The organism is Pseudonocardia sp. TRM90224, assembly GCF_021245725.1.
Taxonomy (GTDB): domain Bacteria; phylum Actinomycetota; class Actinomycetes; order Mycobacteriales; family Pseudonocardiaceae; genus Pseudonocardia.
Genome location: NZ_JAJGSX010000003.1, coordinates 727,170 through 754,168, shown reverse-complemented (window position 1 = coordinate 754,168; position 26,999 = coordinate 727,170). Strand labels below are relative to the sequence as shown.

26 protein-coding genes are annotated in these 26,999 nt (G+C 72.9%); 12 read left to right on the top strand and 14 right to left on the bottom strand.

Translation table 11 applies throughout. The features are described 5' to 3' along the window. Nucleotides 1–3: 3 nt before the first annotated feature. Genes LL648_RS07755 through LL648_RS07745 form a run of 3 tightly spaced genes read left to right on the top strand, consistent with a single transcriptional unit; the run spans nt 4 to nt 2,174 of the window. Nucleotides 4–651 (top strand): bifunctional 4-hydroxy-2-oxoglutarate aldolase/2-dehydro-3-deoxy-phosphogluconate aldolase, encoded by a 648-nt coding sequence (locus LL648_RS07755; protein ID WP_232661715.1) that lies wholly within the window; start codon nt 4–6, stop codon nt 649–651. Next, nucleotides 648–1,592 carry a sugar kinase gene (locus LL648_RS07750; protein WP_232661714.1) on the top strand — a complete coding sequence of 315 codons (945 nt, stop codon included), beginning with the start codon at nt 648–650 and terminating at the stop codon, nt 1,590–1,592. Before LL648_RS07755 ends, LL648_RS07750 begins: the two co-directional genes overlap by 4 nt. Before the next feature lie 24 nt (nt 1,593–1,616). Further along, nucleotides 1,617–2,174 (top strand): hypothetical protein, encoded by a 558-nt coding sequence (locus LL648_RS07745; RefSeq protein WP_232661713.1) that lies wholly within the window; start codon nt 1,617–1,619, stop codon nt 2,172–2,174. An 8-nt stretch (nt 2,175–2,182) separates the two neighbouring features. Here the strand turns inward: LL648_RS07745 and LL648_RS07740 are convergent, their stop codons facing one another. Both LL648_RS07740 and LL648_RS07735 read right to left on the bottom strand, forming a co-directional pair. Beyond that, a complete protein-coding gene (locus tag LL648_RS07740) occupies nt 2,183–2,392 on the bottom strand; it encodes a hypothetical protein (RefSeq protein WP_232661712.1) in 210 nt (69 codons plus the stop codon). 5 nt (nt 2,393–2,397) lie between these two features. Next, nucleotides 2,398–2,994 carry a hypothetical protein gene (locus LL648_RS07735; RefSeq protein WP_232661711.1) on the bottom strand — a complete coding sequence of 199 codons (597 nt, stop codon included), beginning with the start codon at nt 2,992–2,994 and terminating at the stop codon, nt 2,398–2,400. A 120-nt stretch (nt 2,995–3,114) separates the two neighbouring features. Between LL648_RS07735 and LL648_RS45090 the strand changes: the two genes are divergently transcribed. The 3 genes from LL648_RS45090 (at nt 3,115) to LL648_RS07720 (ending at nt 9,198) form a co-directional block, all read left to right on the top strand. Next, complete coding sequence (locus LL648_RS45090; RefSeq protein WP_232661710.1) at nt 3,115–4,323, top strand: sensor histidine kinase; 1,209 nt, start codon at nt 3,115–3,117, stop codon at nt 4,321–4,323. Further along, nucleotides 4,320–4,964, top strand: coding sequence for a response regulator (locus tag LL648_RS07725; protein WP_232661709.1), 645 nt, complete (start codon nt 4,320–4,322; stop codon nt 4,962–4,964). Before LL648_RS45090 ends, LL648_RS07725 begins: the two co-directional genes overlap by 4 nt. Before the next feature lie 319 nt (nt 4,965–5,283). Next, nucleotides 5,284–9,198 (top strand): hypothetical protein, encoded by a 3,915-nt coding sequence (locus LL648_RS07720; RefSeq protein ID WP_232661708.1) that lies wholly within the window; start codon nt 5,284–5,286, stop codon nt 9,196–9,198. A 28-nt stretch (nt 9,199–9,226) separates the two neighbouring features. On the opposite strand, the gene LL648_RS07715 is transcribed toward LL648_RS07720, so the two are convergent. The 5 genes from LL648_RS07715 to thiD all read right to left on the bottom strand — a co-directional run bounded on the left by LL648_RS07715 (nt 9,227) and on the right by thiD (nt 14,602). Next, nucleotides 9,227–9,871: an SDR family NAD(P)-dependent oxidoreductase gene (locus LL648_RS07715; protein WP_232661707.1), complete on the bottom strand. Its 645-nt coding sequence runs from the start codon at nt 9,869–9,871 to the stop codon at nt 9,227–9,229. Nucleotides 9,872–10,136: 265 nt separating this feature from the next. Next, nucleotides 10,137–10,949 (bottom strand): FAD binding domain-containing protein, encoded by an 813-nt coding sequence (locus LL648_RS07710; RefSeq protein WP_232661706.1) that lies wholly within the window; start codon nt 10,947–10,949, stop codon nt 10,137–10,139. Further along, nucleotides 10,946–11,446, bottom strand: a complete 501-nt coding sequence (locus LL648_RS07705) for a (2Fe-2S)-binding protein (protein WP_232661705.1) — start codon at nt 11,444–11,446, stop codon at nt 10,946–10,948. Before LL648_RS07705 ends, LL648_RS07710 begins: the two co-directional genes overlap by 4 nt. Then, nucleotides 11,443–13,701: a xanthine dehydrogenase family protein molybdopterin-binding subunit gene (locus LL648_RS07700; RefSeq protein ID WP_232661704.1), complete on the bottom strand. Its 2,259-nt coding sequence runs from the start codon at nt 13,699–13,701 to the stop codon at nt 11,443–11,445. The genes LL648_RS07705 and LL648_RS07700 overlap by 4 nt, the downstream gene beginning before the upstream one ends. 58 nt (nt 13,702–13,759) lie before the next feature. Further along, complete coding sequence (gene thiD / locus LL648_RS07695) at nt 13,760–14,602, bottom strand: bifunctional hydroxymethylpyrimidine kinase/phosphomethylpyrimidine kinase (protein ID WP_232661703.1); 843 nt, start codon at nt 14,600–14,602, stop codon at nt 13,760–13,762. A gap of 79 nt (nt 14,603–14,681) precedes the next feature. On the opposite strand from thiD, the gene LL648_RS07690 reads away from it, so the two are divergent. Together LL648_RS07690 and LL648_RS07685 are read left to right on the top strand one after the other, a co-directional pair. Further along, the gene (locus tag LL648_RS07690; RefSeq protein WP_232661702.1) at nt 14,682–15,119 is read left to right on the top strand and encodes a nitroreductase family deazaflavin-dependent oxidoreductase; all 438 of its coding nucleotides are present in this window, start codon (nt 14,682–14,684) and stop codon (nt 15,117–15,119) included. A gap of 164 nt (nt 15,120–15,283) precedes the next feature. Further along, the gene (locus LL648_RS07685; protein WP_232661701.1) at nt 15,284–15,862 is read left to right on the top strand and encodes a Uma2 family endonuclease; all 579 of its coding nucleotides are present in this window, start codon (nt 15,284–15,286) and stop codon (nt 15,860–15,862) included. A gap of 3 nt (nt 15,863–15,865) precedes the next feature. Here LL648_RS07685 and LL648_RS07680 read toward each other — a convergent pair whose 3' ends face one another. Genes LL648_RS07680 through LL648_RS43840 form a run of 3 tightly spaced genes read right to left on the bottom strand, consistent with a single transcriptional unit; the run spans nt 15,866 to nt 18,629 of the window. Then, nucleotides 15,866–17,794 (bottom strand): FtsX-like permease family protein, encoded by a 1,929-nt coding sequence (locus LL648_RS07680; protein WP_232661700.1) that lies wholly within the window; start codon nt 17,792–17,794, stop codon nt 15,866–15,868. After that, nucleotides 17,791–18,510 (bottom strand): ABC transporter ATP-binding protein, encoded by a 720-nt coding sequence (locus LL648_RS07675; protein WP_232661699.1) that lies wholly within the window; start codon nt 18,508–18,510, stop codon nt 17,791–17,793. The genes LL648_RS07680 and LL648_RS07675 overlap by 4 nt, the downstream gene beginning before the upstream one ends. Continuing rightward, nucleotides 18,507–18,629: a hypothetical protein gene (locus LL648_RS43840; RefSeq protein WP_255684552.1), complete on the bottom strand. Its 123-nt coding sequence runs from the start codon at nt 18,627–18,629 to the stop codon at nt 18,507–18,509. The genes LL648_RS07675 and LL648_RS43840 overlap by 4 nt, the downstream gene beginning before the upstream one ends. A gap of 121 nt (nt 18,630–18,750) precedes the next feature. Between LL648_RS43840 and LL648_RS45085 the strand changes: the two genes are divergently transcribed. After that, nucleotides 18,751–19,938, top strand: coding sequence for a sensor histidine kinase (locus tag LL648_RS45085; protein WP_232661698.1), 1,188 nt, complete (start codon nt 18,751–18,753; stop codon nt 19,936–19,938). After that, complete coding sequence (locus LL648_RS07665) at nt 19,935–20,579, top strand: response regulator (protein WP_232661697.1); 645 nt, start codon at nt 19,935–19,937, stop codon at nt 20,577–20,579. Before LL648_RS45085 ends, LL648_RS07665 begins: the two co-directional genes overlap by 4 nt. A 134-nt stretch (nt 20,580–20,713) precedes the next feature. On the opposite strand, the gene LL648_RS07660 is transcribed toward LL648_RS07665, so the two are convergent. Both LL648_RS07660 and LL648_RS07655 read right to left on the bottom strand, forming a co-directional pair. Then, on the bottom strand, nt 20,714–21,625 hold the full coding sequence (locus LL648_RS07660; RefSeq protein WP_232661696.1) for a S1C family serine protease: 912 nt from the start codon (nt 21,623–21,625) through the stop codon (nt 20,714–20,716). A gap of 53 nt (nt 21,626–21,678) precedes the next feature. Further along, entirely contained in the window at nt 21,679–22,251 is a 573-nt protein-coding gene (locus LL648_RS07655; RefSeq protein ID WP_232661695.1) for a peptide deformylase, read from the bottom strand. Nucleotides 22,252–22,422: 171 nt separating this feature from the next. Here LL648_RS07655 and LL648_RS07650 point away from each other — a divergent pair, with 171 nt between their 5' ends. Together LL648_RS07650 and LL648_RS44820 are read left to right on the top strand one after the other, a co-directional pair. Further along, on the top strand, nt 22,423–22,728 hold the full coding sequence (locus LL648_RS07650; protein ID WP_374112008.1) for a DUF3263 domain-containing protein: 306 nt from the start codon (nt 22,423–22,425) through the stop codon (nt 22,726–22,728). A 112-nt stretch (nt 22,729–22,840) separates the two neighbouring features. After that, the gene (locus LL648_RS44820) at nt 22,841–23,575 is read left to right on the top strand and encodes a LytR C-terminal domain-containing protein (RefSeq protein ID WP_305080779.1); all 735 of its coding nucleotides are present in this window, start codon (nt 22,841–22,843) and stop codon (nt 23,573–23,575) included. An 83-nt stretch (nt 23,576–23,658) separates the two neighbouring features. Here the strand turns inward: LL648_RS44820 and LL648_RS07640 are convergent, their stop codons facing one another. Together LL648_RS07640 and LL648_RS07635 are read right to left on the bottom strand one after the other, a co-directional pair. Beyond that, nucleotides 23,659–25,905 carry an AAA family ATPase gene (locus LL648_RS07640; protein ID WP_232661694.1) on the bottom strand — a complete coding sequence of 749 codons (2,247 nt, stop codon included), beginning with the start codon at nt 25,903–25,905 and terminating at the stop codon, nt 23,659–23,661. Nucleotides 25,906–25,987: 82 nt separating this feature from the next. Then, nucleotides 25,988–26,998, bottom strand: coding sequence for a CDP-alcohol phosphatidyltransferase family protein (locus tag LL648_RS07635; protein ID WP_232661693.1), 1,011 nt, complete (start codon nt 26,996–26,998; stop codon nt 25,988–25,990). Between the last annotated feature and the right edge of the window lies 1 nt (nt 26,999).

Below are 26,999 nucleotides of genomic sequence, written 5' to 3'. Positions count from 1 at the left end.
TCGGTGACCCACAGCAGCCGCCCGGATCCCGGCCACCAGCTGGTGCGCACCCGGATAATCGCGATACTCCGCTCCGCGGAAGGTTCGCGGGTCGCCGAGGCCCTGGACGTGCTCGTCGACGCCGGCATCACCTGCCTGGAGATCACGATGAACACGCCGGGCGCGCTCGCCGCCGTCACCGCCGCCCGGGAACGACACGGCGATGCCGTCGAGGTCGGGGTGGGCACCGTGCGCACCGCGGAGCAGGCGCGCGCCGCAGCCGAGGCGGGCGCGCAGTTCGTCGTCGCGCCGGGGACGTCGGCAGCGGTCGCGGAGGCGGCGCACGCCGCGGGGCTCCGCTGGTACCCCGGCGCGTTCACCGCGACGGAGGCCGAGCGGGCGTGGGAGCTCGGGGCCGCCGCGGTCAAGCTCTTCCCGGCCAGCCTCGGCGGGCCGCGTTACCTGCGTGAGGTGCGGGCGCCGCTGGACGACATCCCGTTCGTCCCGACCGGCGGGGTCGCGCTCGACGACATCCCCGCCTACCTGGAGGCCGGCGCCATCGCGGTCGGGCTGGGCAGCCCGCTGCTGGGCGACGCGCTGCTCGACGGCCCGCTCGACGCGCTGCGCGAGCGGGCCGAGAAGGCGATCTCGGCCGCGCGGCGCGTTCCATGACCGCCCAGCTGGTCACCCTCGGCGAGGCGATGGCCGTGCTCGCGACACCGGGCATCGGGCTGCTGCGTCAGAGCCGTTCGCTCGACCTGCGCGTGGCGGGTGCCGAGGCGAACGTGGCGATCGGCGCGGCCAGGCTCGGCGTGCCGTCGGCGTGGATCGGACGGCTCGGTGACGACGAGTTCGGCGCACTTGTGCGCCAGACGCTCGCCGGGCAGCAGGTCGACGTCAGCGGGGTGCGGACCGATCCTGCCGCGCCGACCGGGTTGATGGTCAAGGAGCGGCGCACGAGCACCGTCACGCGTGTGACGTACCGCCGAGCCGGCAGCGCCGGATCGCGCCTCTCCGCCGCCGATCTCGACCACGACGTGCTCGACAACGCCGAGATCCTGCACGTCACCGGCATCACGCCGGCGCTGAGCGCCTCGGCGCGGGAGGCCGTGCACGCGGCCGTCGAGGGGGCCCGCGAGGCCGGGGTGCTGGTGTCGGTCGACGTCAACCACCGTGAACGGCTCTGGAGCGGCGCCGAGGCCGCCGCCGAGTACCGGTGGCTGGCCGAACGCGCCGACATCCTGTTCGTCACGGAAGCAGAGGCGCGGCTGCTCGTCGACGGAGACGACGCCCCTGCTCTCGCGAGCGCGCTCACCGCGCTCGGCACCCACGAGGTGCTGGTGAAACGGGGCGGCGACGGCGCCATCGCGATGATCGAGGGCGAGCTGGTGGACGTCCCGCTGTTCGAGGTGGCGACGCTCGACCCGGTCGGCGCGGGCGACGCCTTCGCGTCCGGCTACCTCGTCGAGCGCATCCGCGGTGCCGAACCCGCGCAGCGTGTCCGGACCGCCGCGGCCGCGGGCGCCTTCGCCGTCACCGTCGACGGCGACTGGGAAGGCCTCCCGACCTACGCCGAGCTCGACCTGCTCACCTCGGCCGACGTGCACCGGTAGGCCGCATTGCACCTCATCGGGAGCATGATCGGCGCCGAGGCGGCGCTGCGGCTGCGGCGGCTGGGCACCGTCGACATCCAGCACGGGCTGACGGACGCCGAGTTCGACGAGATCGAGCTGCAGTACGGGTTCGAGTTCGCGATCGATCACCGTGCTTTCCTCGCCGAAGGCCTCCCGGTGTGGACGAAAGGCGACGACCATCCCGACAAGGCGAGCTGGGGTTGGCCGAACTGGCGCGACGGCGACCGGGAAGAATTGCAGGCCCAGGCCGACCACCCCGAGACCGTCATCCTCCGCGCCGTCCGGGACGGTCACTGGCCGGATGGGTGGAAGAGGCGTCCCGCTGATCCCGAGCTGGCGGTGGCCGAGGCCCGATCACGCCTGGCGGACGTGCCTCGGATGATCCCGGTGTACGCCCACCGGTACCTGCCGGCCGGTCGCGACACATCCGGGCGTTCCGTGCTGTCGATCCACGCGCTGCACGACATCCTCGTCTACGGACTGGACCTCGCCGACTACGTGGACCAGGAATTCCGGACACGACAACAGGTCGACGTGCCGTTCTGGCGCGACTACCTGTAGTCCCCGGCTCAAGCGGCCTTGCGCTGCTTCCGCGACCGCTCGCCGATCCCGGCGATCACGAACCCGGCGACGGCGAGCGCGGCGCTGGCGGGCAGCTCGAATCCGTTGAGTGCCGGGATGTAGTTCACGAGGAACCAGCTCGGGCTGCCGTCCACCCAGTTGTTGATGAATCCCCCGATGCCTTGCACGATCATCAGGATTCCGAGCACTTCCAGCATGGTGTTCAGCCTTTCAATTGGGCCGCGGGTGCCCGCGGCGGCGCGATGGTGGTCCAGAGGGGCCAGCCGACGAACCAGATGCCGACCGCGATGCTGATGCGGAAGGCCCAGTTCCACATCGGGTCGGACGGGATGGCCGGCAGTGCCGGGATTCCGGTGCCGGCGACGACCGCCGTCAACGCGATCACCGCGACCGAGATGACCCACGCCACCGCGGCCTTGCCCCATTCCTTCCATTCGTGGGCGACCCTGGCCGCCCCGTACCGCGGCGGCTTCACCGGCGCAGGGCCACCGGCGAACCGGTGCGCGAACCGGGCGTCCGCCCACTTGATCAACGAGTGCCCGAAGGCGACCGTGAAGCCGAGGTAGACCGCGGCCAGCCCGTGTGTCAGGCCGGGTGGTGAACCACCGGCGACGTCCGCCAGCGACGCCGTGACGAGCACGATGTCGAGCACCGGCACGAGCAAGAGGAGGACGCTGCTCAGCCGGCGGGCGCGCAGCAGGTACCGCGCGGCGAGGCCGAGCCCGAGCAGCACCCAGAACCCGACTTCACAGGCGCCGATGAGGATCACCAGCGGGTTCTGGGCGAGGAAGTCGTTCACGCCGAGAATCCTGCAGGGAACGCACCCGGCCGGTCGTCACTCCTCGGACCGATCTTCCCGCCCGGCCGTGTACCACCTTCGATCGACGCGTGCGGCGCATGGGCGTGCTGCAATGTGCGGGTGATCGCACGGTTGACGGCGCGGGAGTGGCGTGAGGACCTCCTCATGGCCGCAGGCTTCCTGGGCGTCGGCACGTTGCTGCTCGTCGTGGCACCCGAGGTCGCAATCACGTGGACGCGCGACTTCGACCAGGCGTCGCCGCTCTGGCCGCGGTTCGGCGTCATCGCCGTCGCGTCGCTCGGCGTCGTCCTGCGCAGGGCCAGCCCGATCGTCGGGTTGCTGATCCTGGGCGGCGCCATGCTGACGAGCGTCGTCGTCATCGAGAACACCCCGCTCGGCGTGATGCTGGTGTTCGGCGACCTCCTCTACTGCGCGGTGCGGTTCACCTCGCGCGCCGCCAGCTGGGCCGTCGCGGGGGCGTCGACGGCCGTCATCGGCGTGGCCTCCGTCGTCAGCCTGATCTCCGACGGCGGCCGCGCGGCGCTGCTCGTCTCGCTCAACCTGGTGCTGGCCCTCGCGGTGCCCGTGATGTGGGGGCGCGAGGTGCGCCGGCACAGCGAGCTGGCCGACATCCAGCGCGACCGCGCCGAGCAGGCCAAGCGGATGAGCGAGCTGGACCGCAAGGCAGCGGTGGCGGAGGAGCGCTCCCGGATGGCGCGCGACCTGCACGACGTCATCGCGGGGCAGCTCTCCGCGATCGCGATCCAGTCCGAGGCCGCACTGAGCATCCCCGACGTCGACAACGCGACCCTGCGCAAGGTGCTCACGTCGGTGCGCCGCAACAGCGTCGCGTCGCTCTCCGAGATGCGGACGATGATCGGGCTGCTGCGGGCCGACGGCTCCGGCGACGCCGACCCGCGCACCTCACCCGCGGGGCTCGACCGGATCGACACGCTCCTCGACGCCGGCCGCGAGACCGGGCTGACGATCACGGTGGCGGACCGCCGCCCGCCCGACGTCGAGATCCCGGCCGCCGTCGACCTCGCGGCGTACCGGATCGTGCAGGAGTCGCTGACCAACGCCGCGAAGCACGCTCCGGGTAGCGCGGTGCGGCTCACGCTTGAGCACGCGGCGGGGGCCCTCGTGGTCACGGTCGCCAACGACCTCGTGCCCGACGCGCCCGCCGGCGGCGGCACCGGGACCGGCCTGCTCGGCCTCCGCGAACGCGCCGGAGCGGTCGGCGGCAGCGTCGACGCCCGCGCCGACGGTGGAACATGGACAACACGGGCGGTTCTGCCCGTCGAGACGAAGGTGGCGGCAGGACGATGACGATCAGGGTGGTGGTCGCGGACGACCAGGCCGCGATCCGCACAGGACTCGTCATGATCCTCGGGTCGGCCCCGGACATCGAGGTGGTCGGCGAGGTCGGCGACGGGCTCGCCGCGGTGCACCTCGCCGTCGAGCTCAAACCCGACGTCGTGCTGATGGACATCCGGATGCCCGGGATCGACGGCATCGAGGCGACCCGGCGGCTGATCGCCGACGCCGTCTGCGACGTGCTCGTGCTGACGACGTTCGACCTCGACGACTACGTCGATTCCGCGCTTGCGGCCGGCGCCGCCGGGTTCCTGCTGAAGTCGGTCGACGCGCCGTCGCTGCTGGAGGCGGTGCGTGCGGTCGCGCGCGGCGACGGCGTGCTCGCCCCGGAGATCACCCGCCGGGTGATCTCGCGGCTCTCGGCGCCGGTGCGCAAGCCGGATCCGCCGCGAGGCCTGTCCGAACTCACCCCCCGCGAGCTCGACGTACTCGCCTGCCTCGGCCGCGGCCTCTCCAACGCCGAGATCGCCACCGACCTGGTGATCACGGAAGCGACCACCAAGACGCACGTCAGCCGCGTCCTCACGAAGCTGGGCCTGCGCTCCCGCGTCCAAGCCGCTATAGCGGCGCAAGACGCCGGCCTCGTGCCCTAGCGGGCGAACCCTTCGCCCCAACACGCGAGTCCCCCGCCCCCGCGGGCGTGTCCCACGTTCCAGCGCGCGAGTCCCACGTCTCCGCAGGCGAGTCCCCCGTCTCGGCGCGCGAGTCCCCCGCCTCGGCCGGCGAGTCCCACGTCCCGGCGCGCGAGTCCCACGTCCCGGCGCGCGAGTCGCACGTCCCGGCGCGACCGGTGCCAGGAGGTAGGTAGCTGCCGGCACCAGATGGGCATCTTTCACGGATGTGGCAGGCCGGGGCCGTGGCCTTCACTGCTGGTCGATCCCTCCGATCCCGACTCCGATGGACGTGCCTCGAATGATCGATCTCAGCGAGCCGGCAGCGGCTACGGTCTGCCCGCCCGGCCAGGTCCAGCTCACGGCAACCGCCTTTCCCCTCGGCACCCAGAACGGTTGGCGAGCCACCGTCGACGGGATCGCCGTCGACGACCGCTACGTCTACGCGACACACGCCTTCGCCGGCCTCGTCAACTCCCACGACTCGCCCGGTCCGGGTCACCTCGTCGTGTTCGAACGGTCGGCACTGGCCGGCGACATCGCGCCCGGTGAGGTGCCGCCGCACCGCCGGATCCAGGTCGGCTGGCAGCCCCGCAGCGTCGCCTCCCTGGTCCGGCCGGAGTACGAGCGGGTGTTCGTGGCCAACTACCACCAGCAGAGCTACAGCGTCACGACCCTCGACCGCAGCACCTGGAAGCCGGTCGCGACCACCTCGGTCGGCATGGCGCCGATCGACCTCGCGGTGCACACCGGCCGCGGCCGGGCGTACCTCAGCCACGGCCCGGGCATCCGCGTCATCGACGCCAGGACCGGGCTGGAGCTCCCCGACGAGCGGATCGAGACCGGCCGGACGACCGGCTGCATCGCCGTCGACGAGGCGACCGACACGCTGTTCGTCACCCGCGGTCTGCACGACGTGACGCCGATGATCGACGAGCTCGTGGTGATCGACCTGGTGTCGCGGGCAGTGGTGGCGAGGATCGCGCTACCGGCCGGTTCCGGGCCGCTCGACGTCGCCGTCGATCCCGTCGCCGGCCGGGTCCACGTGGCGGCGTTCGGCAAGGTCGACGACGAGTGCGGTGTGCTGGTGCTGGACCGGTCCGCGATGTCCGCACCCGCAACCGTCGTCCCGACCAGCGGCGTGGTGCGGGCCGTCACCATCGGCGGCGGCCACGTGTACGCCGCGGTGAACAACCGGCTCGAGGTGCTGGATGTAACCCGCCTGGAACCGGTGGGCGGGGTCGCGTTGAACCACGTGACCGGCGGGGTCGCCGTGGACCCGCAAACCGGCGAGGTCTACGCCGGCGATCTCCACACCGGTCAGCTGTTCCGTGTCGCCCCGGTCATGCTGGGCACCCCGATCGGTCAGCACCCGCACGTCGCGGGCGGGCTGGTCGGCGCGCCGCTGGGAGCGCCCCGGCCGACACCCGACGGCGACGGCAGCATGCAGCCCTTCGAGCACGCCACCGTCGTGGCCACCGCCGACCACGGTGCGGTGCGGGTGTCCCGGCCGCACGCGACGACCTGGCTCGGCCCCGACGCGGCCGGGCGGGCGCCGGCCGACTCACGGGTGGCTCACCCGGAGCTCGGCAACCCGGTCGGCGAGACCGTCTTCACCGGCGGCGCGCAGGTCAGCTACTTCACCGACGGCATCGTCGCCGACGCCGTCATCGCCGGGCAGGCCACGTACACCGTGGTGACCGGCCGGATCTGGGACGCCTACCGCGCCGGCGGGGACGTCACCGGCAGCTACGGCTGGCCGACCTCGCACAGGACGTCCGGGCCCGCCGGAGCCAGCCGCATCCAGCACTTCGAGCACGCCTCGATCTACCAGAGCATGTCCACCGCCACCGGAGGCGCTGTGGTGGTGCAGCACGGGCGGATCTACGACGCCTGGTACGCCGAGCACGGCGGCCCCGCCGGCCCGCTCGGGCTGCCCACCGCGCCGGTCCACCTCGAGCTGCATCCCGACACCGGGACCGTGATCACGGGCTGGCTGCTGCTGGAGCGCGGCGCGCTCGTCTGGAACAACACCGCGGACGTCGTGGTCGCGCTGGACGGCACGTTCTGGCAGAGCTGGCAGCTCAACCGCGGCCACACCGGCGAGCTGGGCCTGCCGGTGAGCGGCGTCCGGACCAGCCCGCACGACCCGGCGTCCCCGGTCCGCTTCATCGACTTCGAGCGTGGCTGCCTGGTCTGGTTTCCCGAGGAACACCCGCTGGCCCGACCCGACGGCACCGCCCACGCGATGCGCACCCTGGAGCTGTACCTGAGCGGCTTCCACGCCACCCAGACCGATGAGAACATCCCCGGCAACCCGCCCGACATCTACGTGGACCACTGGCTGTTCGCCCGCTACGGCACCGCCGAGCCCTTCCTGCGCTGGGACGGCCGGCTGGCGGGGCCCGGCGGCGACTGGAGCGACCAGAACCACGTCACCCTCGACCCGCCGGTGCAGCTGGCGCTGACCGACCGCGTGCAGGGCGACCTGCTCGTCGCGTTCGCGCTGCACGGCCACGACGCCGACTCGCCCGACGGCGACGACCTGCTGGGAGCGCTCGACACCCACTACACGGTGGACAACCTCTGGGGGATGAAGGACCTCGACACCCACCACGCCGAGGGCGACGGCACGTTCGACGCCTACTACGTGCTGAAACCGCAGGACGTGCCGACCGACCTGAACGGGCCGTTCCGGTCGCGGTTCTTCTGGCAGTTCGACAACTTCGACACCGAGCGGATGAACCCGCAGACGTACGGCCGCACGTTCTCCGACGTCGAGCCCGGGTTCCAGTTCCACGTCAACCCGCTGAAGTACCTGGACGAGGGCTGGGAGCACTTCTTCTACCACCAGATCTACAAGGGGGTCGGGAAGAACGGCAATTGCTTCGGAATGTCGCTGGAGGCGATCAACGCGTTCCACGACCGGTCGCCGCTCCCCCAGCCGATCTACGACCTGCCGCGCGACGAGATCGTGACCCAGCGGATCAACATCGTGCACGGCTACCAGCTCGGCGCCGACTCGGTGGCCTGGGTGGCGACGCACATCGCGGCCGGCCTCTTCGGGCTCGGCGGCATCAACAACGGCAACGAGGTGTTCGACGCGAGCAAGGCCGCGTTCGACCGCGGGGACCGGCCGGTGCTGAACATGGTGCGTTCTTGGAAGCAGTCAGGGCACTCCATCCTGCCGATCCGCTGGGTGGAGGCGACGGCGAGCAGCCCGCGAGAGATCTGGATCGCCGACCCGAGCCTGCCGCCGACGGGCCCCGCGGACATCGAGGACGGCTTCCGCAAGATGATCATCGAGGGCGACGGTCGGTGGCACTACGGCGACTACAGCTCCCAGGACCCGCGCTGGCTGTTCCAGGTTCCGTACTCGGTGCTCCGCCGCCAGCCACGGCTGCCGTCCCCCGCCAGCCTCGGCGGCGACTCGCTGTTCCTGCTCGGCGGCGACGCCGCGACCCACCAGGTGACCGACTCCGCGGGGCGCACGCTGTACCGGACCGGCCTGCCGGGCGCACCGGGGTCGCCCACCGACCTGAACACGGGCGATGGCGCCATCCCCGGTCTGCACCGGCTTCCGCTGTTCGGAGCCGACGAGGGTCCGGTGGACGTCGAGCTGCACCTGGCCCGCGGTCGGCACGACCGGTTGACCCACGAGGTCGTGGGCCGGACGGGCAGCGCCTACGGCTGGGTGGCCCGCACCGGATCCACCGCGACCATCGCGACAGTCCCCGGCGATGGTGTCGCCGACCGGTTCGACACCTTGGCCGTCGGCACGGGGCGGCGGGCCGTCGCGTTCGGCCGGGCCAAGAACACCGCGGCGAAGACCATCTCCCTGATGCTGGAGGCCATGCCGGCCGACCACCTGCCGCGGACCACCTCGATGCGGCAGTACCTGCTCGACGAGCTGACCGTGACCGGCGGGCAGCAGGTGCAGACACGGCTCGATGACGGCGGACGCGACCTGCTCGTCTCGGTCGCCGGCGGCAGCGCGCTCACCTGCCGGCTGCGCATGCGCGGCACGCCGGGAACCGAGCCGTCCCGGCCGCGCCACCTGACCGTGCCGGCGGGCCGGACCGTCCGGCTGCGGCCGTCGGACTGGTCGACCGGCGGGCTCGACGGCGCACCGGTCCAGGTGCAGCTGCGCGAGACCCCGGACGGCCCGCCCGTGCAGTGCTACGACCTGCTGCCGGACGACCCGCCGATCGGGTGACCCGCGGCTCCAGCCCGTGGCTCCACGCTCAGCCCGCGTGCAGGACCTCCCGGTCCCACGCGTCACGCGGCTGGGTGTGGAGCCACCAGTAGTGCTCGGCGATCACGTCCGGGTCGAACGCCGTGCCGGGCTCGACGGCACCCGCCACCGTCACGCTCGCGACGTGGATGCCGTGCGGCCCGTGCTGCTCGGCGAGCGCGTCCACCGCGGCCCGGACGCCGGCCTTGCCGATCGAGAGGCTCGTGTAGGCCGCCTTCACCTCCGGCATCCCACCGGTCACGATGATCGTCCCGCTGCCGCGCTCCCGCATCGACGGCGCCACGTGCGCGGCGGTGGTCAGCACACCACCCACGTTCGCGGAGAACGTCGCCAGCAGCTGCTCCCTCGTCAGCTCGCCGGGTTCGTCCGCGCGCACCACACCCACGTTGTAGACGACGGCCTCCGGCGGTCCGAGCTCCGCCGCCGCGGCGTCGAGCGCGGCCCGCAGGCTCAGCTCGTCGGCGACGTCGGCCGTCAGCTCGACGGTCCGCACCCCCGCCATCGACGCGGCCGCGGCACGGACCGTCTCTGCCTTCCGCGCGATCAGCGCGACGGGCAAGCCTTCCTTCGCGAACCGCGCCGCCACTGCCCGGCCGATGCCCGGACCCACCCCGATCACGACGATTCCCGGCATCGACGCCACCTCCACTGCTGCTCGGTGACACCGACGCTATGACCCTCACACCGGTGTCACGGCCAGCCGGCGTGACGCACACCACCCGCGAGTCGGCCCGCCCAGTGCGCGAGTCGCCCCGAACGCGCGACTCGCCCTGCCAAGCGTGACGACTCACCGTGCCGAAAGCGGCGACTCACCGTGCCAAAAGTGACGACTCACCGCTCCAGAACGCGGGACTCGCGCGCCGAGGCGGGGACTCGTGGGTTGGGGTGGGGGCTCGCGGTCAGCCGGCGGCGGTCGTCAGTGCTCGCTTCGTGAGGATGCGGGCGAGGTGGCGCCGGTAGTCGGCGGTGGCGGTGAGGTCCGCGGGCGGGTCGGTGCGCTGGTCGGCGAGGGCGGCGGCGTCGGCGATCGAGGCGCCGTCGGCGAGCGCGGCCTCGGTCGTCGACGCCCGCAGCGGGGTCGAGCCCATGTTGACCAGCCCGACCCTGCCGTCGACGACGGCCACCCCGACGATCGCCCAGTCGTTGGCACGCCGGTTGAACTTCTCGTACGCCCACCCGGCGGTGCCGGTCCGCGGCACCCGGATCTCGACGATGAGCTCGTCGGGCTCCTTCACCGTCGAGAACACGCCGGTGTAGAAGCTGGTGATCGGCACCTTCCGCTCGCCGCGCGTGCTGCGCAGCACGACGTCGCCGCCGAGCGCGAGCACCGCCGCCGGCAGGTCGGACGCCGGGTCGGCGTGCGCGAGCGACCCGCCGAGCGTTCCGCGGTGGCGCACCTGCGGGTCGCCGACGGTCGCGGCGACGGCCGGCAGCAGCGGGCACTCCGTCGCCAGCACCGAGGACGTCTCCACGGTGGAGTGCCGGGTGCCGGCGCCGATCGCGACCTCGTCGCCGTCGACGGTGATGTACGACAGCTCCGGCAACCGGCCGATGTCGATCACCAGCTCGGGCGCGGCGAGCCGCAGCTTCATCACCGGGAGCAGCGAGTGCCCGCCGGCCAGCACGGTCGCGTCCTCGCCGTGCTCGGTGAGCAGCGCGAGCGCCTCGTCGACCGAGCCGGGCCGCGCGTACTCGAATCCGACGGGGATCATGCGCCGCTCCTGCTCGGGTGGGCCGTCGCGGCCTGCGGGTCCTGCCCGCTCGCGGCGAGCACGGCTCGGACGATGTTGTGGTAGCCGGTGCAGCGGCAGAGGTTGCCCTCCAGGCCCTCGCGCACCTCGCGCTCGGTCGGCGTCGGGTTCTCCGAGAGCAGCCCGACGCTCGCCATCACCATGCCGGGGGTGCAGAACCCGCACTGCAGGCCGTGCTCGGCGCGGAACGCCGCGGTGACGGGGTGCGCTTCCTCCAGCCCTTCCATCGTGGTCACCGACGTGCCGTCGGCCTGCACCGCGAGCACGGTGCACGACTTGACCGACTCGCCGTCGACGAGCACCGTGCACGCCCCGCACGACGTCGTGTCGCACCCGATGTTGGTCGCCTTCAGCCCGACGACGTCTCGCAGGTAGTGCGCGAGCAGCAGCCGCGGCTCGACGTCCGCGCTGGTCCCGGTGCCGTTGACCGTCATGTCGACCTTGACCGTGGCACTCATGACTGCCCTCCGGTTGCGGTGTTGATGGCCTCCCAGACCCGCAGCGGGCTGGTCGGCATGTCGATGTGGCGCACCCCGAGGTGGGCGACGGCGTCGATCACCGCGCTCTGCACCGCGGGGGTGGCGCCGATGGTGCCCGCCTCGCCTATCCCCTTCGCGCCGATCGGGTTGAGCGGGGTGGGCGTCTCCATCTCGATGAGGGAGAAGCTCGGCATCTCGGCCGCCGACGGGAACGCGTAATCGGCGAACGTCGCGGTCAGCGGGTTGCCGTCGGCGTCCCAGACGACCTCTTCCAGCAGCGCCTGCGCGATGCCTTGCGCGATGCCGCCGTGCCGCTGGCCCTCCGCGAGCAGCGGGTTCAGCACCGGCCCTGCGTCGTCGACGGTGAAGATCCGGTCGACGACGGCCTTGCCCGACTCGACGTCGAGCTCGACGACGGCGACGTGCGCACCGAACGGGAAGCTGGCCGCGCCGCTGTCGAACACGGTGTCGACGCGCAGCTGCTCGCGCTGCGCCAGCTCGCCCAGCGTCACGCCCTTGTCGGTGCCCTTCACGGTGACGGCGCCGTCGGCGACCACCAGGTCGTCGACACTCGCCTCCAGCAGGTCCGCGGCGCGGGTCCTGGCCAGCTCGGCCAGCTCGCTAGACGCGTTGTACACCGCGACGCCGCCGGTCTGCAGGCTGCGCGAGCCCATCGTGCCGGCTCCGCGCGGGATGAGGTCGGTGTCGCCGTGCTTCACGGTGATCTTCTCGATCGGGACGCCGAGGTGCTCGCTGGCGAGCATCGCCCACGCCGTCGCATGACCCTGTCCGTGTGGTGAGGTTCCGGTCAGCACGGTGACGCTGCCGTCGCCGTGCACCTCGACGGACGCGTCCTCGCTGAACGCGCCACCGCCGGTGATCTCGACGTACGCGGAGACGCCGATCCCGAGCTGCACGACGTCGCCGCGCTCGCGCCGGGCGGCCTGCTCGGCGCGCAGGCCGGCGTACCCGCTGGCTTCCAGCACGGTGTCGATGGCCTTGGCGTACTCGCCGGAGTCGTAGACGACCCCGCCCTTGTTGGTGAAGGGGAACTTGTCGGGGGCCACGACGTTGCGCTTGCGCACTTCGGCCGGGTCCATGCCGATCTCGGCCGCGAAGAGGTCCATCGCACGCTCGACCGCCGCGGTCGCTTCCGGACGGCCCGCGCCGCGGTAGGCGCCGGTCGACGTCGTGGTGGTCACGACCATCCGCGCCCGCGACTCGACCTTGGGGATGTCGTAGACGCCCGGCGCCATCTGGCGGGTGAAGAACGGCAGGAACATGCCCAGGCGCGGGTACGCGCCGGCGTCGGCGATCACGTCGATGCGGTAGGCGAGCACGTCGCCGTCGCGGTTGCCGCCGATCGTGACCGTCTGCAGCTGGCCGCGGCCCTGCACCATCCCCGTCATGTTCTCCGAGCGGGTCTCGGTCCACTTGACTGGCCGGTCCAGGCGCTTGGCCAGCCAGGTGACCAGCGCGAACTCCGGGTCGGCCCCGATCTTCGCGCCGAACCCGCCCCCGACGTCGGGTGCGATGAGGTGGATCTGGGCGGGGTCGATGCCGAGCCAGCCGGCGATCTCGTCGCGCGCGGCCTGGGCGTTCTGGGTGGAGCACCAGAGCGTCACGCGCCCGTCGTCGCCCCACGCCGCCGCGGCGGCCCGGCCCTCCAGCGGCGCCGCGGCCAGGCGCTGGTTGACCATCTCCTGCGTCACGACGACCTCGCAGTCGTCGAAGAGGTGCTCGTCGAACTCCGCGTCCTGCAGCGCGCCGGCCAGGTTCGACCCGGCCTCCTCGAACAGCAGGACGTCGCCGTCGAGCGCCGTGTTCATGTCGACGACGGCCGGCAGCGGGTCGTAGTCGACCTCGACGAGGTCGGCGGCGTCCTGGCCCTGGTAGGCCTCCTCGGTGAGGACGGCCGCGACCGGCTCCCCGACGAACCGCACCTTGTCGGCGGCGAGGAACGGCCTGGCCATCGTCTTCGGCGCCATGGCGAACAGCACCGCGGGCGTGATGTCCAGGTCGGCGTTGGTGATCACGGCGACGACACCGGGCGACTCGCTCGCCGCCGAGGTGTCGATGTTCGTGATGCGAGCGTGCGCGATCGGGGACCGCACAAGTGTCAGGTGCAGTGCGCCGGTCAGCCGCTCGTCGGTGAGGTCGTCTGTGTACGTGGCGCCCCGGGAGAGAAACACCGGGTCCTCAATGCGGACCACGCGCGTGCCCATGATGCTCATCAGCACGCACATTAGATCCCGTCTTGCGGAAGCACACCTCCGACCACCGGAAGCGGCCTCACCACCACTGCGGAGTCGCCCACAACGGTGAGACGGGACCGTGCCCCGAGCCGAGCGAGTAGGAGGCGCGCACCGCGTTCACGATGAACCGCTTGCCGAACGCCACGGCGTCGGGCACGGACATCCCCCTGGCCAGCGCCGACGCCGTCGCCGCCGCCATGTTGTCGCCGCTGCCGTGGGTGTTGCCGGTTTCGAACCGCGGCCCGGGCAGCTCGGTGAACGTCGTGCCGTCGTAGAGGAGGTCGACGCAGACATCGGTGTCCTCGACGAGGTGCCCGCCCTTCACGACGACGTAGCGCGCGCCGAAGCCGTGCAGCATCTTGGCGGCGTCGTACTGGGCGCTGCGGTCGTGCACGTCGATCCCGACGAGCAGCCGCACCTCGTCGAGGTTGGGCATGATCACGGTGGCCCGCGGGAACAGGATCGTCCGGTAGACGTCGAGCGCCTCGTCGGCGAGCAGCTGGTCGCCGCCCATCGAGGCCGCAACCGGGTCGACGACCAGCGGGGTGGGCCCGTCCGCGCCGATGCCGGCCCGGTCGCAGGCCCACGCGACCGCTTCGATGATCGCCGGGGTGGCCAGCATGCCGGTCTTCACGGCATCCAGCCCGATGTCGGTGGCGACCGCCTCGATCTGCGCGGCGACCGTCTCGGGCGGCACGGTGTGCACACCCGTCACGGCCACCGTGTTCTGCACCGTCACGGCCGTCACCGCGAGGCACCCGTGCACCCCGCAGGCCGCGAACGCCCTCAGGTCGGCGACCGCTCCCGCGCCGCCGCCGGAATCGGTGCCGGCGACGGCCATCACCCGCGGCGGTGTCGTACCCACCGTGCGCTCCCTCATCGTCTGCCCTCCGGAACCGACCGTAGACCGGGCGGGTGACCGCGGGAAGATCCACGATGATCGATCCGTTGTGGAGGTCATGCCACTGCAAGGTGAATTCGAGTTGAGCCCCACCGGCTGGGTCCGCGAGCAGACCGAGAAGATCCTCGCGAACGGCACGACCGACGGCATCGAGATCATGGGACGCCCGATCGTGCTCATCACCACGCTGGGGGTGAAGTCCGGCAAGCTGCGCAAGGTGCCGCTGATGCGCGTCGAGCACGACGGCACCTACGCGATCGTCGCCTCGCTCGGCGGCGCGCCGAAGCACCCGGTCTGGTACCACAACGTCAAGGCCGAGCCGCTCGTCGAGCTGCAGGACGGCACCGAGACGCGCGACTTCCGCGCCCGCGAGGTCACCGGCGACGAGAAGGCCGTCTGGTGGGAGCGCGCCGTGGCGGCGTACCCCGAGTACGCCAACTACCAGAAGAAGACCGACCGCCAGATCCCCGTCTTCGTGCTGGAACCCACTGCCTGACCTCCCTCTCCGCCTCTACCCGCGGTAGAACTTCCCCACCGTTTTGTGCACTTGCACGCCTGCAGAGCGCGCAGGTGCACAAAACGGTGGGGAAATTCGGGGGCCGTGGCGCCCACTGTGTACACACAGGGTCGTGGGACACTTCGCGGGAGCGAGGAGGCGAGATGACGATGCAGCCGGTGGCACCGCCGCATCTCCTGACCGTCGCTGAATACCTGGCGATCGGGGAGATCGAGTTCGGGTACTCCGAACTCGCCGAAGGGCGGTTGGTGATGTCGCCGAGTCCGACTGCGGATCACAACCGCGCAGCCTTCCGCTTAGGTTGCCAGTTGGAGCCACAGTGCCCACCCGGCACCGAGGTCAACTTCGACCTGGACATCGACCTGCAGCTTGCGCCTGCAGACGCACCGGGGACGGTCCGCCAACCGGACATGATCGTGGTGCGACATGACGCGCGGCAGCGCCTCCGCCGAGAGGGTGGCGTGGTCCGAGCCTCGGAACTCCTCCTCGTCGTAGAGATCCTCTCCCCGGGTTCGCGTCGCATCGACTGCGAGTCCAAGCGCTTCGAGTACGCCGACGCCGGCATCCAGCACTACTGGCTCATCGAGCCGACCGAGCCGGTGTCGCTGACCGCCTGCCACCTCGCCGGCGAGTTCGGCTACCAGGACGCCGGGCCGGTGACCGGCACGTTCACGACGGCGGAGCCGTTCCCCGCCGTGATCCACCTCGACGAGCTGATCTGACGCTCAGTCGTCCCGCGCCGGCCCGGTGGCCACCGAGCAGAGCAGGGGCCGGCTCGCGGCCGACGCCAGCAGCACCAGCACGATCCCGCCCACCAGCACGCTGCCCAGCAGGATCAGGCCCGACGGCGCGAGCGCGTAGGTTGCTGCGACGAAGGGCGATGCGCACAGCAGCCCGAGCGCCAGCGCGATCCCGCCGACGACGAGCAGCGGCCGGACGGTCTCGGCGCGCCTGGCGGCGTCGAACACCGCCAGCGGGGTGCCGGCCAGGCGCAGCAGCCGCAGCCGTCGGCGCTGGTCGAGCACCCTGGCCGCCGCAGTGGTCCCGGTTGCCGTCGCCGCGACGAGGAACGTCCCGACCAGCACGATCAGCGCGCCGCGCAGGAGATCACCCAGCAGCACGACGCCGTACTCGTCCTGCTCCCGCTCGGTCAGCACCGCGCGGCCGTCCACGAGCGGGGCCAGCGCGGTCCGCACCCGGTCGCGTTCGACGCCAGGTGGCGGTACGAGCGCGATCCGGTCCTCCTCGGCCGTGACGGTGGCGGCGATGCCGATCGCGTCGAGCCGCTGCGTGGCCTCCTGCGCGATCGTCACGGCCGGGACGTCGCGGGTGCGCAGGTACAGCCGGCTGTCGTCCAGGTCGAGCGCCGCGGTCGCGGTTGCGGTGAGCGGCGCGAGGAACCCCGCGACGAACACCGCCATGGCCAGCCCGGCCAGCGGGCGGAACGCACCCTTCGGGTCGTCCAGCAGCCGGCGCCCGGCGAGCAGCAGCGGCACGGACCGCGCCGTGCGCGTCATGCCCGCCCCGACCAGCCGGACGACGAGCGGCCCGATCAGCGAGACCGTGCCGAAGAGCGCGAGCACGCCGAGCCCGAAGAAGATCCCGCCGAACGCCGCGGGGCCGGAGCGCATCGCGATGTTCGCCCCCGCGAACACCGCGATGCCCGCCACCAACCCCAGCAGCCGGACCAGTCCTGCCCCACCGGGCCGTGCCCTGCGCGCCACCCCGAGCGGGCTGACGATCACCTGGCGCATCCCGCCGACGGCCGCGATCATCGCGAGCACCCCGACCCCGGCCACAACAGCGGCCCCGACCAGCGGTGCCGGCCGCAGGTCCGCCGCGTACCAGCCGGAGCCGGCCAGCTCGATCGTCGCCAGCGCCGGCGCCAGCAGCCACTGCGCGCCGACCCCCACCGCCGCTGCGAGCGTCGCAACGACCGTCACCTCGGTGACCGACACGACCGTCACCTGCCGGGTCGACGCGCCGAGCAGCCGCAACGTGGCCAGCCGCTCGCCCCTGCGCGCCGCCGTGAGCCGGGCCGACGCGCCGAGCATGCTCACCACCGGCACGACCAGCAGCGCAACCGCAACGAACGTCAGCTGCCGGTAGATCTCGATCGGGCCGATCCCGCCCGCGCGGTCGAACCCCTCGACCGGCGTCGCGCCCGCGACCGGCCCCGACCGGCCGACGACCGCGACGAGCTCGCCGGGGTCACGAAGGCCGGCCGGTTCGATGATCCCGACCGGCGCCGGCAGCCGTTGCGCCAGCTGGTCGGGAGGCAGCTGGGCGCGCAGCGCCGCGAGCGCGGGCGAGAGGAACACCTCGCCCGGCGCCGGCACCCGCGCGAGCCCTGGTGGTGGCGCAACGCCCGGCCGCGGGTCGACGAGGTCGACGATCTGCATCGGCTGCCCGGCGACCCGGTCGTCGATCACCCGGACCGAGGCGACGGGAGCGGCGGTCGAGCCCTCGGCAGCCCCGCTGCGCCAGCCGATCCGCGATTCGCGCGCGTCCCAACCGTTCAGCGCGCCGATCGCGACGGCGAGCAGCATGGCTCCGACCGCCACGCCGGCCCCGACGAGCCCAGCCGAGAACCACGCCCTGCGCCCGCCGAGCCGCAACAACCGCAGGCTCAGCCCGGCCGTCCGTCCGATCACGGGTGCGCGCCCGTCAACGGCGCCCCGAGCGGGGGCGTGCGACCGTCGCGCAGCTCGACCACACGGTGGCAGCGGCCCGCGACGTCGGCGTCGTGCGTGACGACGACTAGGCCGGCGCCGGTGCGCGCGACCAGCGCGGCGAGCAGCTCCATGATCCGGTGGCCGCTCTCGGTGTCGAGCGCGCCGGTCGGCTCGTCGGCGAACACCACCTCCGGCTCGGTGACCAGCGCGCGGGCGATCGCCACCCGCTGCTCCTGCCCGCCGGAGAGCTGTCCCGGCCGGCGCTGCTCGAACCCCTCGAGACCGAGCGGCGGGAACCACGAGGCCGCCTTCGCGACGGCGTCGGCGCGCCGCATCCCGCCCAGCATCAGCGGCAGCGCGACGTTCTCGACGGCCGGCAGCTCCGGGAGCAGCTGCCCGAACTGGAAGACGAACCCGAACCGCGCGCCGCGAAGCGCCGTGCGGCGCGCCTCCGACCAGGTATCGATGCGGTCGGAGCCGAGCCACACCTCCCCCTCGGCCGGCACGAGGATCCCGGCCAGGCAGTGCAGCAACGTCGACTTCCCCGAGCCGGACGGCCCGGTCACCGCGACCACCTCGCCGCGGTGCACCACGAGGTCGGCCGAGTGCAGGACGGTCGACGCGCCATACCGGAACGTCAGGCCGAGCCCGCTCAGCGCCCTCTCGCCCGCCCTCTCGCCCGCCCTGTCGCTCATCGGTCGTCCCGCGCGGTGCCGAGGCCCTCCAGCAGCGGCAGCCCTGCCATCACGAGCAGCAGCGCCATGCCCAGCCCCCATGCCCCGTACCCGAGCACGGCCTCGATCATCTCCGTCATGCCGTAGACGATCTCCTGCGGAGGCGGTCGCGCACCTCGGCCGGACGTTCGAACCAAATGCGACACGCTCGTACTTCCGGATGAGGGTGGCGCACCAACGGTCGCATCTACGCTGGTCAGCGTGATCAGGACGTTGAGGTGGATCCGCCAGCACCTCGTTCTGTTCGCCGAGCTGGCCGGCTACGTCTTCTGGTTCCTCATCGACCTGGTCTTCGCCGCCAACGCCAGCAGCGGGCTGAACCTGGTGGCGGGCGTGACCGTCGCAGGCATCGTGCTGATGCGCCACCGGCCGGGGGTGGGCCTCGCCCCGGTCGCCACGATCGCGATCTCGGTGTCGCTGACGTTCTCCGTGCTGGCCGGGGTGTCGTCGTTGGGCGGCCGGTTCGCGGGGCTGTGGGGCAACGCCAGCCTCACCGATCTGTCCTTCACCGAGCAGCTGGCGCTGGCCGTCGTGGTCGTGCAGGTGCTGCGCAGGCTGCCGCTGCGCACCGCCCTGACGCTCGCCGCGTTCGGCGCCGTCGCGATCGTCGCCTCCCCGCTCGCCAGGAGCGCCGAGGTCGGCATCGGCACGTTCGTGCTGCTCTCCTCGCTCGGCTGGGGTGGGGCGGCCGCGATCGGGCTCGTGCTGCGCGAGATCGACACGCGCAGGCGCGCCGCGCTGGACGACGTGCGCACCGCCGAGCGGATGGAGCTGGCCCGCGAGCTGCACGACGTCGTCGCGCACCACGTCACCGGCATCGTCGTGGCGGCGCAGGCGGCCGGGGTGGTGGCGCGCAAGTCGCCGGAGGAGGTCGACAAGGCGCTCGCCGCGATCGAGACCGCGGGCACGGACGCGCTCGCCGCGATGCGCCGGATGGTCGGCGTGCTGCGCGGCCAGGACAACGACGGGGCCCGCACGCCCGGCGCCGAGCTGGCCGGCGTCGAGACCCTCATCGAGCGCTTCGACCCCGACGAGCGGCTGGTCCGGCTCACCACCGACCCGGGGCTGACCAGCGCCGTGCTCCCCGCGGGGGTCGCCGCAACGGGGTACCGGGTGGTGCAGGAGGCTTTGACGAACGTCCGCAGGCACGCTCCGGAGGCCGCGGTCGTCGAGGTCGACATCCGGATCCGCGAGGAGGCGCTGCACGTGCACGTGCGCAACGACGGGGTGCCCACCGTGCCCCACCAGCCACGCGGCGGTTCGGGTGGGTTCGGACTGGTCGGCATGTCCGAGCGGGTGGCGGCGCTTGGCGGCGGGCTCACCGCGGGACCGACGGCGCAAGGCGTCTGGACGGTCGCGGCGCGGCTGCCGCTCGGGAGGGCCCGATGACCACCGTCCTGCTCGCCGACGACCAGGAGATGGTCCGCACCGGCTTCCGGCTGATCCTCACGGCGGAGGACGGGATCGAGGTGGTCGGCGAGGCCAGCACCGGCGTCGACGCCGTCGCGCTCGCCAGGAGGCTGCGCCCCGACGTGGTGCTGATGGACATCCGCATGCCCGAGCTGGACGGGCTGGAGGCCACCAGGGCGCTGATGGCCGACCCCACGCCGCCGCGGATCGTCGTGGTCACCACGTTCGACCTCGACGAGTACGTCTACGGCGCGCTGCGCGCCGGCGCGTGCGGATTCCTGCTGAAGGACGCCGGACCGCGGCTGCTCGTCGAGGCCGTCCGGGCGGCCGCGAACGGCGACGCGCTGGTCTCACCGTCGGTCACGGTGCGGCTGCTGCAGCACCTGGCCGCGCGGCCGGCCGGCAACGGCGCACGTCCGGTGCCGGAGCAGATCTCCCCCCGCGAGCTGGACGTCGTGCGGGCCGTCGCGCGCGGGCGCACCAACGCCGAGATCGCCGCCGAGCTGTTCGTCTCGCTCTCGACGGTCAAGACGCACCTCACGAACATCCAGGCGAAGCTCGGCCTGCGCAATCGCGTCGAGACCGCGGCGTGGGCGTGGGAGAACGGGCACGTCGGCTGAGCAACTTCCCCACCGTTTTGCCAAGTTGCACACGCAGAACGGCGTGCAGGTTGGCAAACGGTGGGCAACTTCCCCACCGTTTTGGGTGGATGCGCGCCGTTTTCGCGCAAGTGTGCCCAAAACGGTGGGGAACTTCAGCCCAGCTCCGTCGGCACCGCGACGACGTCGACCATGGCGCCGTTGCGCAGCACCGTGACCGGCAGCGGCACCCCGATCGCCTCGCCGAAGAGCAGACGCTGCACGCCGTGCGCGTCCTCGACGGGCCGGCGCCCGACGTCGAGCACGAGGTCGCCGACCCGCAGCCCGGCCTGCGCCGCCGGGCTCCCGCCGATGACGTCGGCGAGCCGCAGGCCGTTGCGCCGCCCGTACCGGTCGGCGACGGCGGCCGGGACCGGCGCCGGGCTGCCGACCACCCCGAGGTAGGCGCGGCGCACCCGGCCGTCCTCCAGCAGCGCCCTGATGATCCGCCGGGTCGTGGTGTTGACCGGCACGGCGAGCCCGAGCCCGATCCCCGCGACGGCCGTGTTGATCCCGACGACCCGCGCGCGCGAGTCGGCGAGCGCGCCGCCGGAGTTGCCCGGGTTCAGCGCGGCGTCGGTCTGGATCACGTCCTCGACGACCCGCCCGGCGCTGCCGCTGCGGGTGGGCAGCGCCCGGCCGAGCGCGCTCACCACCCCGGCCGTGACGGAGCCGGCCAGCCCGAGCGGGTTGCCGACGGCCACGACGAGCTGCCCGACGACGAGTTCCTCCGCATCGCCGAGCTGCACGGGCGCCGGCAGCTCGTCCGGCGCCGCCGCGCGGAGCACGGCGAGGTCGGAGAGCGGATCGGTGCCCACCACCCGGACGTCGACCTGGGTGCCGTCGACGAAGTCGGCACGCCCTCGACGGGACTCGCCGACGACGTGCGCGTTGGTGATGAGCACACCGCTGCTGTCGACGACCACGGCCGACCCGCTGCCGCGGCCCATCCGGACTGCCGCAACCTTGCCGGTGATCTCCGCGGCAACGGTGCTGACCGTGCGCGAGTAGGAATCGAGCTCGTCCACAGCCAAACCCTCCTGCGGCTGATTACACAGTTGCAGGATTAACAGTACGCGGTTCAGACGTCCTCGGCCTCGAGCTTCGAGGGGTCCCACGCGAGCCCGGGAACACCCCAGCCGTTGCGCTTCACGGCCTTGCGCGCGGCGCGGAGGTTGCGCCCGATCAGGCGGTCGACGTAGATGATCCCGTCGAGGTGGTCGGTCTCGTGCTGCAGGCAACGGGCCAGGAAGCCCCGGCCCTCGACCTCGACCGGGTTGCCCTCGGCGTCGAATCCGGTAACGCGGGCCCATTCCGCCCGGCCGGTCGGGAACACCTCCGCCGGAACGGACAGACAGCCCTCGTCGTCATCCTCCGGATCGGGCATCGTCTCCGGCCGATCGGACGTCTCCAAGATCGGATTGACGACAACTCCGCGAACCCTGGCGCGCAATTGCTCGTCAGGACAGTCGTACACGAAGAGGCGAAGATCAACACCGATCTGGTTCGCCGCAAGACCGACGCCGTGCGCCGCCGCCATCGTGTCGAACATGTCGACTACCAGCGCGCGGAGCTCGTCGTCGTAGGTCTCGACGGGTCGGGTCGGCTTGTGCAGAACGGGATCGCCGATGATGCGAATAGGACGGACGGCCACGTTTCGGAGCCTAAAGCGCGCCTCCGCCACCCGATCGGATGGGTATGGCAGGCTGTGGATCCACTCCACTGAGTGGCGCGTCCCCGACCAGTGCTGTCGGCGCACCGTGGTTGAATGTCGCCTCGAATGACATGCATGTCATTTGCGAGTAGCGAGGCCGCGAGGAGCATGATGGTGTCCGCAACCGAACCCGGCGCGATGACGTCCGCCGGTCGTGCAGTCCGGGAGCTGGACCGCAGGGAACGCGAGATCCTCGCCTTCGAGGGGCAGTGGTGGAAGTACGCCGGCGCCAAGGAACAGGCGATCCGCGAACTCTTCGACATGTCCGCCACGCGGTACTACCAGGTGCTCAACGCGCTCGTCGACAAGCCGGAGGCGCTCGCGGCCGATCCGCTGTTGGTGAAGCGCTTGCGCAGGCTCCGCACCAGCCGGCAGCGCACCCGTGCGGCGCGTCGGCTGGGCATCGAGCCCTGGTGACGACACGATGATCGTGGACGTGCCCGGTCGCTGATCGGGAACCTGCGGCAGTGGAGGTCATCGTGGCGGAGCCGATCGGCCGGCCGACGCTCGCGGTCGAAGGAGCGGCGGCATGACCGCCCCGGGCTCGCCGAGCGGGACGTCTCCGCTGCGCATCGCAGGGCTCGCCCTGCTCGGCCTCGGTGCCGTCGCGGGCCTCGTCGGCATCGCGACCGTCGCCACCAGCGGCAGCACCCAACAAGGTGCGGCCCCACCGACTTCCGTGTCGAGCGAACCGACTGCCGGCGCGGAGCCGCCCGTTGGACCCACCCCCACCAGCGCCGGCTCCGTGCCGGTCCCTGAGTTCACGCCGACGCCCACCAACGCGATCGCCGCGCCTCAGCCCACCGCGCCACCCGCCGTCCCGCCGGGGACGCCGCCGCCCGCAGCAGGACAACCGGCACCGGCGCCCAACGCGGCCCCGGCCCCCAACGCGGCGCCGGCCACCACCCCGCCGCCCCCACCGCCGGCCGTCGCACCGCCGGCCGTCGCCGCTGCCCCCGACGACGGCAAGGGAGCGGCACGGGCGCCGCTGCGCGTCTACAACAACAGCACCATCCACGGGCTCGCCGCGCGCGCCGCGGAGGACTTCCGCAACGCGGGCTGGCAGGTCACCGACGTCTCCAACTACCCGTCGGGGATCATCCCGACCAGCACGGTCTACTACCGCCCCGGCACGGACGAGCAGGCCGCCGCGACGGCACTCGGCAACCAGTTCGGCATGCGCGTCGAACCACGCTTCTCGGGGCTGAACGCCGCCGCACCCGGCGTCATCGTGATCGTCACGAACGACTACCAGCGGCGCTGACCCCGGCGCCCTCGCTCGGCGGCCCGCGCCGGCTGGGGAGGGCAGGAAAGTGGCTTTCCTGCCCTCGCGTACTCAACCGCAACCTACGGCGCGCCGCGCCGCCGCTCCGCGTACGACTCCAGCTCCGCGAGCTGCGCGGGGTCGAGCGAGGCCGGCACCTTCGCCCGTGCGGCCGCGATGTGCGCCGCGCACACCTCGGCGGCGTCGAGCGACTCCCGCATCGCCGTCAGCGCGGCCTCGCGCAGGACGGCGGCGCAGTCGGCGGCCGAGTAGCCCTCCAGCTCGGCGCCGAGCGCCGCCAGGTCGACGTCGTCGGCGAGCGGGGTGTTGCGCCCTGCCGCGCGCAGGATCTCCGTGCGGGCCTCGGCGTCCGGCGGTGGGACGTAGACGAGCCGTTCCAGCCGTCCCGGGCGCAGCAGCGCGGGGTCGATGAGCTCGGGCCGGTTGGTCGCGCCGACGACGATCACGTTGCGCAGCGGCTCCGCCCCGTCCAGCTCCGTGAGCAGCGCGGCGACGACCCGGTCAGCCACCCCTGAGTCGGACGACTGGCCGCGCCGCGGCGCGAGTGCGTCGACCTCGTCGAGGAACACCAGCGCGGGCGCGGCGTCGGCGGCCTTGCGGAACAGCTCCCGCACGGCCCGCTCGGACTCGCCGACGTACTTGTCCAGCAGCTCGGCGCCCTTCACCGAGAGCACGTTCAGCTGGCCCGTGCCCGCGAGCGCCCGCAGCAGGAACGTCTTGCCGCACCCGGGCGGGCCGTAGACGAGCACGCCGCGCGGTGCGTCGACGCCGAGCCGCGCGAACGAGTCGGGGTACTGCAGCGGCCAGAGCACGGCCTCGGTGAGGGCCTGCTTGACCTCGGCCATGTCGCCGACCTGGTCGAGCGTGATCCCGCCGGTCTGCAACGTGTCGGAGGACGACATCGAGATCGGGCGCACCGACCCGACGGCGTCGAGGAGGTCCTGCTGCCCGATCCGGGCCTCGCCGTCGCCGGTGTGCCGCAGCGCCGCCTGCACGGCCGCCTCGCGCCGGACGGCCACCAGGTCGGCCACGACGAACCCGGGCGCACGTTCCGCGACGGCCTTCAGCTCCACACCGTCGGCGAGCGGCACTGCGGCAAGCAGCCTGCGCAGCAGCTCGGTGCGGGTGCGCAGGTCGGGGAGGGCGAGGCCGAGCGCACGGTCGACGAGGTCGGGCGCCCGCAGCCGCGGGTCGACCGACTCCGGGGCCGACGTCGTCGCGACCATCGCGAGATTCGGTGTGGCGACGGCGTCACGCAGGACGTCGAGCACCAGCGTGGCGAGCGGCGGCGGCGTGGCGGCCGGCAGCAACGCCTCCACGTCGGTCACGACCAGCACCGTGCGGGTGCCGGCGCGGGCTGCGTCGCGGGCCGCACCGATCGCTTCGTGCACACGCTGGGACGCCGCCGCGGCCTCCAGCGCCGCCGTCCCGGGACCGGCCAGCTCGACGCACTGGGCGTCGACGGCCGCGGCGGTGCTGCGCGCCAACGTCAGCTTGCCGACGCCTTCGGGCCCGGTGAGCAGCACGCCGAGCCGCGCCGAGCCGCCGAGCCGCGCCAGCAGTTCCGGCCGGTCGAACGTCAGCTCGAGCCATTCGACGAGCTTGCGGGCGGCGTCGGTGTTGCCGATCAGGTCCTCGGGGGCGACGGCGGGCTCGGCGACCGCAGGGACTGCCGTTGTGACGAGCTGCGGCCGTGCGGTCGTAGTCGCAGGTGCCGGGGCCGTTCCCGCTGCCACGGTCTCGCCCGTCACCGGGCCGCCCTCCCAGCCGACGACCGTGCTCGGACGCACCGCGACCGCGCCCTTCGGCTCGACGCCCGCCACCGTCAGCAGCTCCGTGGTCCACGCGCTGCCCAGCGCGCCCGCCACCCGCTGGCGCGCTGCCGGCGCGTCCATCCCGGGCGCCGGCTCGACGTCCTGCGGGAGGAGGGAGACGGCGTCGCCGCCGGTCACGACCTTGCCGAGCAGCGCGAGCCGCACCGTCTCCGGCGTGAGCGCCGCCCTGGCCAGCCGCGATCCCGTCAGCCGCACCAGCCTTGCCGGCTCCACCGCGGCCGGGGCGACGACCACCGCCGCGCCGTCGGTCAGCCCGGCGTTGGAGAGCGTGACGTCGTCCAGCGTCGCCTGGCCCGGCGCGCCGTCGCCCGGCGCGACCAGCGCCGTCGTCACCCGGGCGCCGGTCAGCGTGACGGCGTCCCACGAGCGCAGCCCGAGCGCATCGAGCACCTCGGGGTGCAGCCGCACGACGCCGCGGCGGGCGTCGGCGGGCGAGGCGGCGAGCCGGGCGACGAGGGTGATCGAAGGTGGCACGCCCGGAACGTTATCGGCCCGGCAGGCACGCGAGTCGGGGCCGGCCCGTGGGCGAGTCGGGCCCAGCGGGCGCGAGTCGGGGTCAGCGCGGGCGACGCACCCGGCGCAGCCCGAGCCGGAGCCGGTTGCGCTGCGGGTTCTGCGCCGGCCCTGGCGCGTTGTTGCGGAGCTGGCGGTTGTTCATCCGGCTGCGCTGCGCGGCAGCGGCGTCGTCACTCAGCCTCCGCATGGCGCGCGCGACAGCGCTCGCGCCGCCCGCGACCCGGCGCCGCAGCGGCGGGCGCAGCCCGAGCCGCCGGGCCGAGCGGGCGGCCCGCGCCACCGCGCGCCGCTCCCGCACCGGGACGTTCCACGCCTCGGGGTGGCGCGACAACCAGCGGTGCCGGTAGGCCGTGTACGGGATCATGAGCAGGTAGATGCCGGCGACGATGGCCATCCCGAGGAACGGCACGGTGATCAGCACGGCCGCCGCGAGCCCGACGAGCACGAGCAGCGGGGCGACGTAGTTCGGCGAAACCCGCACGGTCTTGAACGACAGCGTCGGCAGCCTGCTGACCATCAGCCCTGCGACGACCAGCGCCCACAGCCCCACCACAACGGGCTCCGCCCACCAGCCCTTCTCACCGTTGAAGTGCAGCGAGACGTAGAGCGGGATGCCGGCGGAGAGCGCCGCGGCCGGTGCCGGGACGCCGACGAAGAACTCCTTGGTGAACGGGTACTCGTCCACGACGTCGATCAGCGTGTTGAACCGCGCCAGCCGCAGCGCCATGCAGACGGCGAAGACCAGCGCGACCACCCAGCCGAACTGGGAGCCCTGGAACACCCAGATGTAGAGGACGAGCGCCGGCGCCACGCCGAACGAGACGAGGTCGGCGAGCGAGTCGAGCTCGGCGCCGATCCTGGTGCTGGCGTCGAGCAGCCTGGCGAGCCGGCCGTCGAGCGCGTCGCACAGCGCGGCCGCGCCGACCGCCGCGACGCAGAGGTCGAACCGCCCCTGCAACGCGAAGTACACCGCGGACAGGCCCGAGCACAGCGCGAGCACGGTGACGGCGTTGGGCAGGAGGCGGATCCCCGCCGCGTACGCGGGCGGCATC

Excerpts from the sequence above, each read along its gene's own strand:
- LL648_RS44820 (WP_305080779.1), top strand. The coding sequence starts at position 22,841 with ATGACCGCCCCGGGCTCGCCGAGCGGGACGTCTCCGCTGCGCATCGCA.
- LL648_RS07745 (WP_232661713.1), top strand. The coding sequence starts at position 1,617 with ATGATCGGCGCCGAGGCGGCGCTGCGGCTGCGGCGGCTGGGCACCGTC.
- LL648_RS07675 (WP_232661699.1), bottom strand. The coding sequence starts at position 18,510 with ATGAGCGACAGGGCGGGCGAGAGGGCGGGCGAGAGGGCGCTGAGCGGG.
- LL648_RS07690 (WP_232661702.1), top strand. The coding sequence starts at position 14,682 with ATGCCACTGCAAGGTGAATTCGAGTTGAGCCCCACCGGCTGGGTCCGC.
- LL648_RS43840 (WP_255684552.1), bottom strand. The coding sequence starts at position 18,629 with ATGACGGAGATGATCGAGGCCGTGCTCGGGTACGGGGCATGGGGGCTG.
- LL648_RS07750 (WP_232661714.1), top strand. The coding sequence starts at position 648 with ATGACCGCCCAGCTGGTCACCCTCGGCGAGGCGATGGCCGTGCTCGCG.
- LL648_RS07635 (WP_232661693.1), bottom strand. The coding sequence starts at position 26,998 with ATGCCGCCCGCGTACGCGGCGGGGATCCGCCTCCTGCCCAACGCCGTC.
- LL648_RS07700 (WP_232661704.1), bottom strand. The coding sequence starts at position 13,701 with ATGAGCATCATGGGCACGCGCGTGGTCCGCATTGAGGACCCGGTGTTT.
- LL648_RS07720 (WP_232661708.1), top strand. The coding sequence starts at position 5,284 with ATGATCGATCTCAGCGAGCCGGCAGCGGCTACGGTCTGCCCGCCCGGC.
- LL648_RS07665 (WP_232661697.1), top strand. The coding sequence starts at position 19,935 with ATGACCACCGTCCTGCTCGCCGACGACCAGGAGATGGTCCGCACCGGC.
- LL648_RS07650 (WP_374112008.1), top strand. The coding sequence starts at position 22,423 with ATGGTGTCCGCAACCGAACCCGGCGCGATGACGTCCGCCGGTCGTGCA.
- LL648_RS07705 (WP_232661705.1), bottom strand. The coding sequence starts at position 11,446 with ATGAGTGCCACGGTCAAGGTCGACATGACGGTCAACGGCACCGGGACC.
- LL648_RS07685 (WP_232661701.1), top strand. The coding sequence starts at position 15,284 with ATGACGATGCAGCCGGTGGCACCGCCGCATCTCCTGACCGTCGCTGAA.
- LL648_RS07725 (WP_232661709.1), top strand. The coding sequence starts at position 4,320 with ATGACGATCAGGGTGGTGGTCGCGGACGACCAGGCCGCGATCCGCACA.
- LL648_RS07715 (WP_232661707.1), bottom strand. The coding sequence starts at position 9,871 with ATGCCGGGAATCGTCGTGATCGGGGTGGGTCCGGGCATCGGCCGGGCA.
- LL648_RS07710 (WP_232661706.1), bottom strand. The coding sequence starts at position 10,949 with ATGATCCCCGTCGGATTCGAGTACGCGCGGCCCGGCTCGGTCGACGAG.
- thiD (WP_232661703.1), bottom strand. The coding sequence starts at position 14,602 with ATGAGGGAGCGCACGGTGGGTACGACACCGCCGCGGGTGATGGCCGTC.
- LL648_RS07740 (WP_232661712.1), bottom strand. The coding sequence starts at position 2,392 with ATGCTGGAAGTGCTCGGAATCCTGATGATCGTGCAAGGCATCGGGGGA.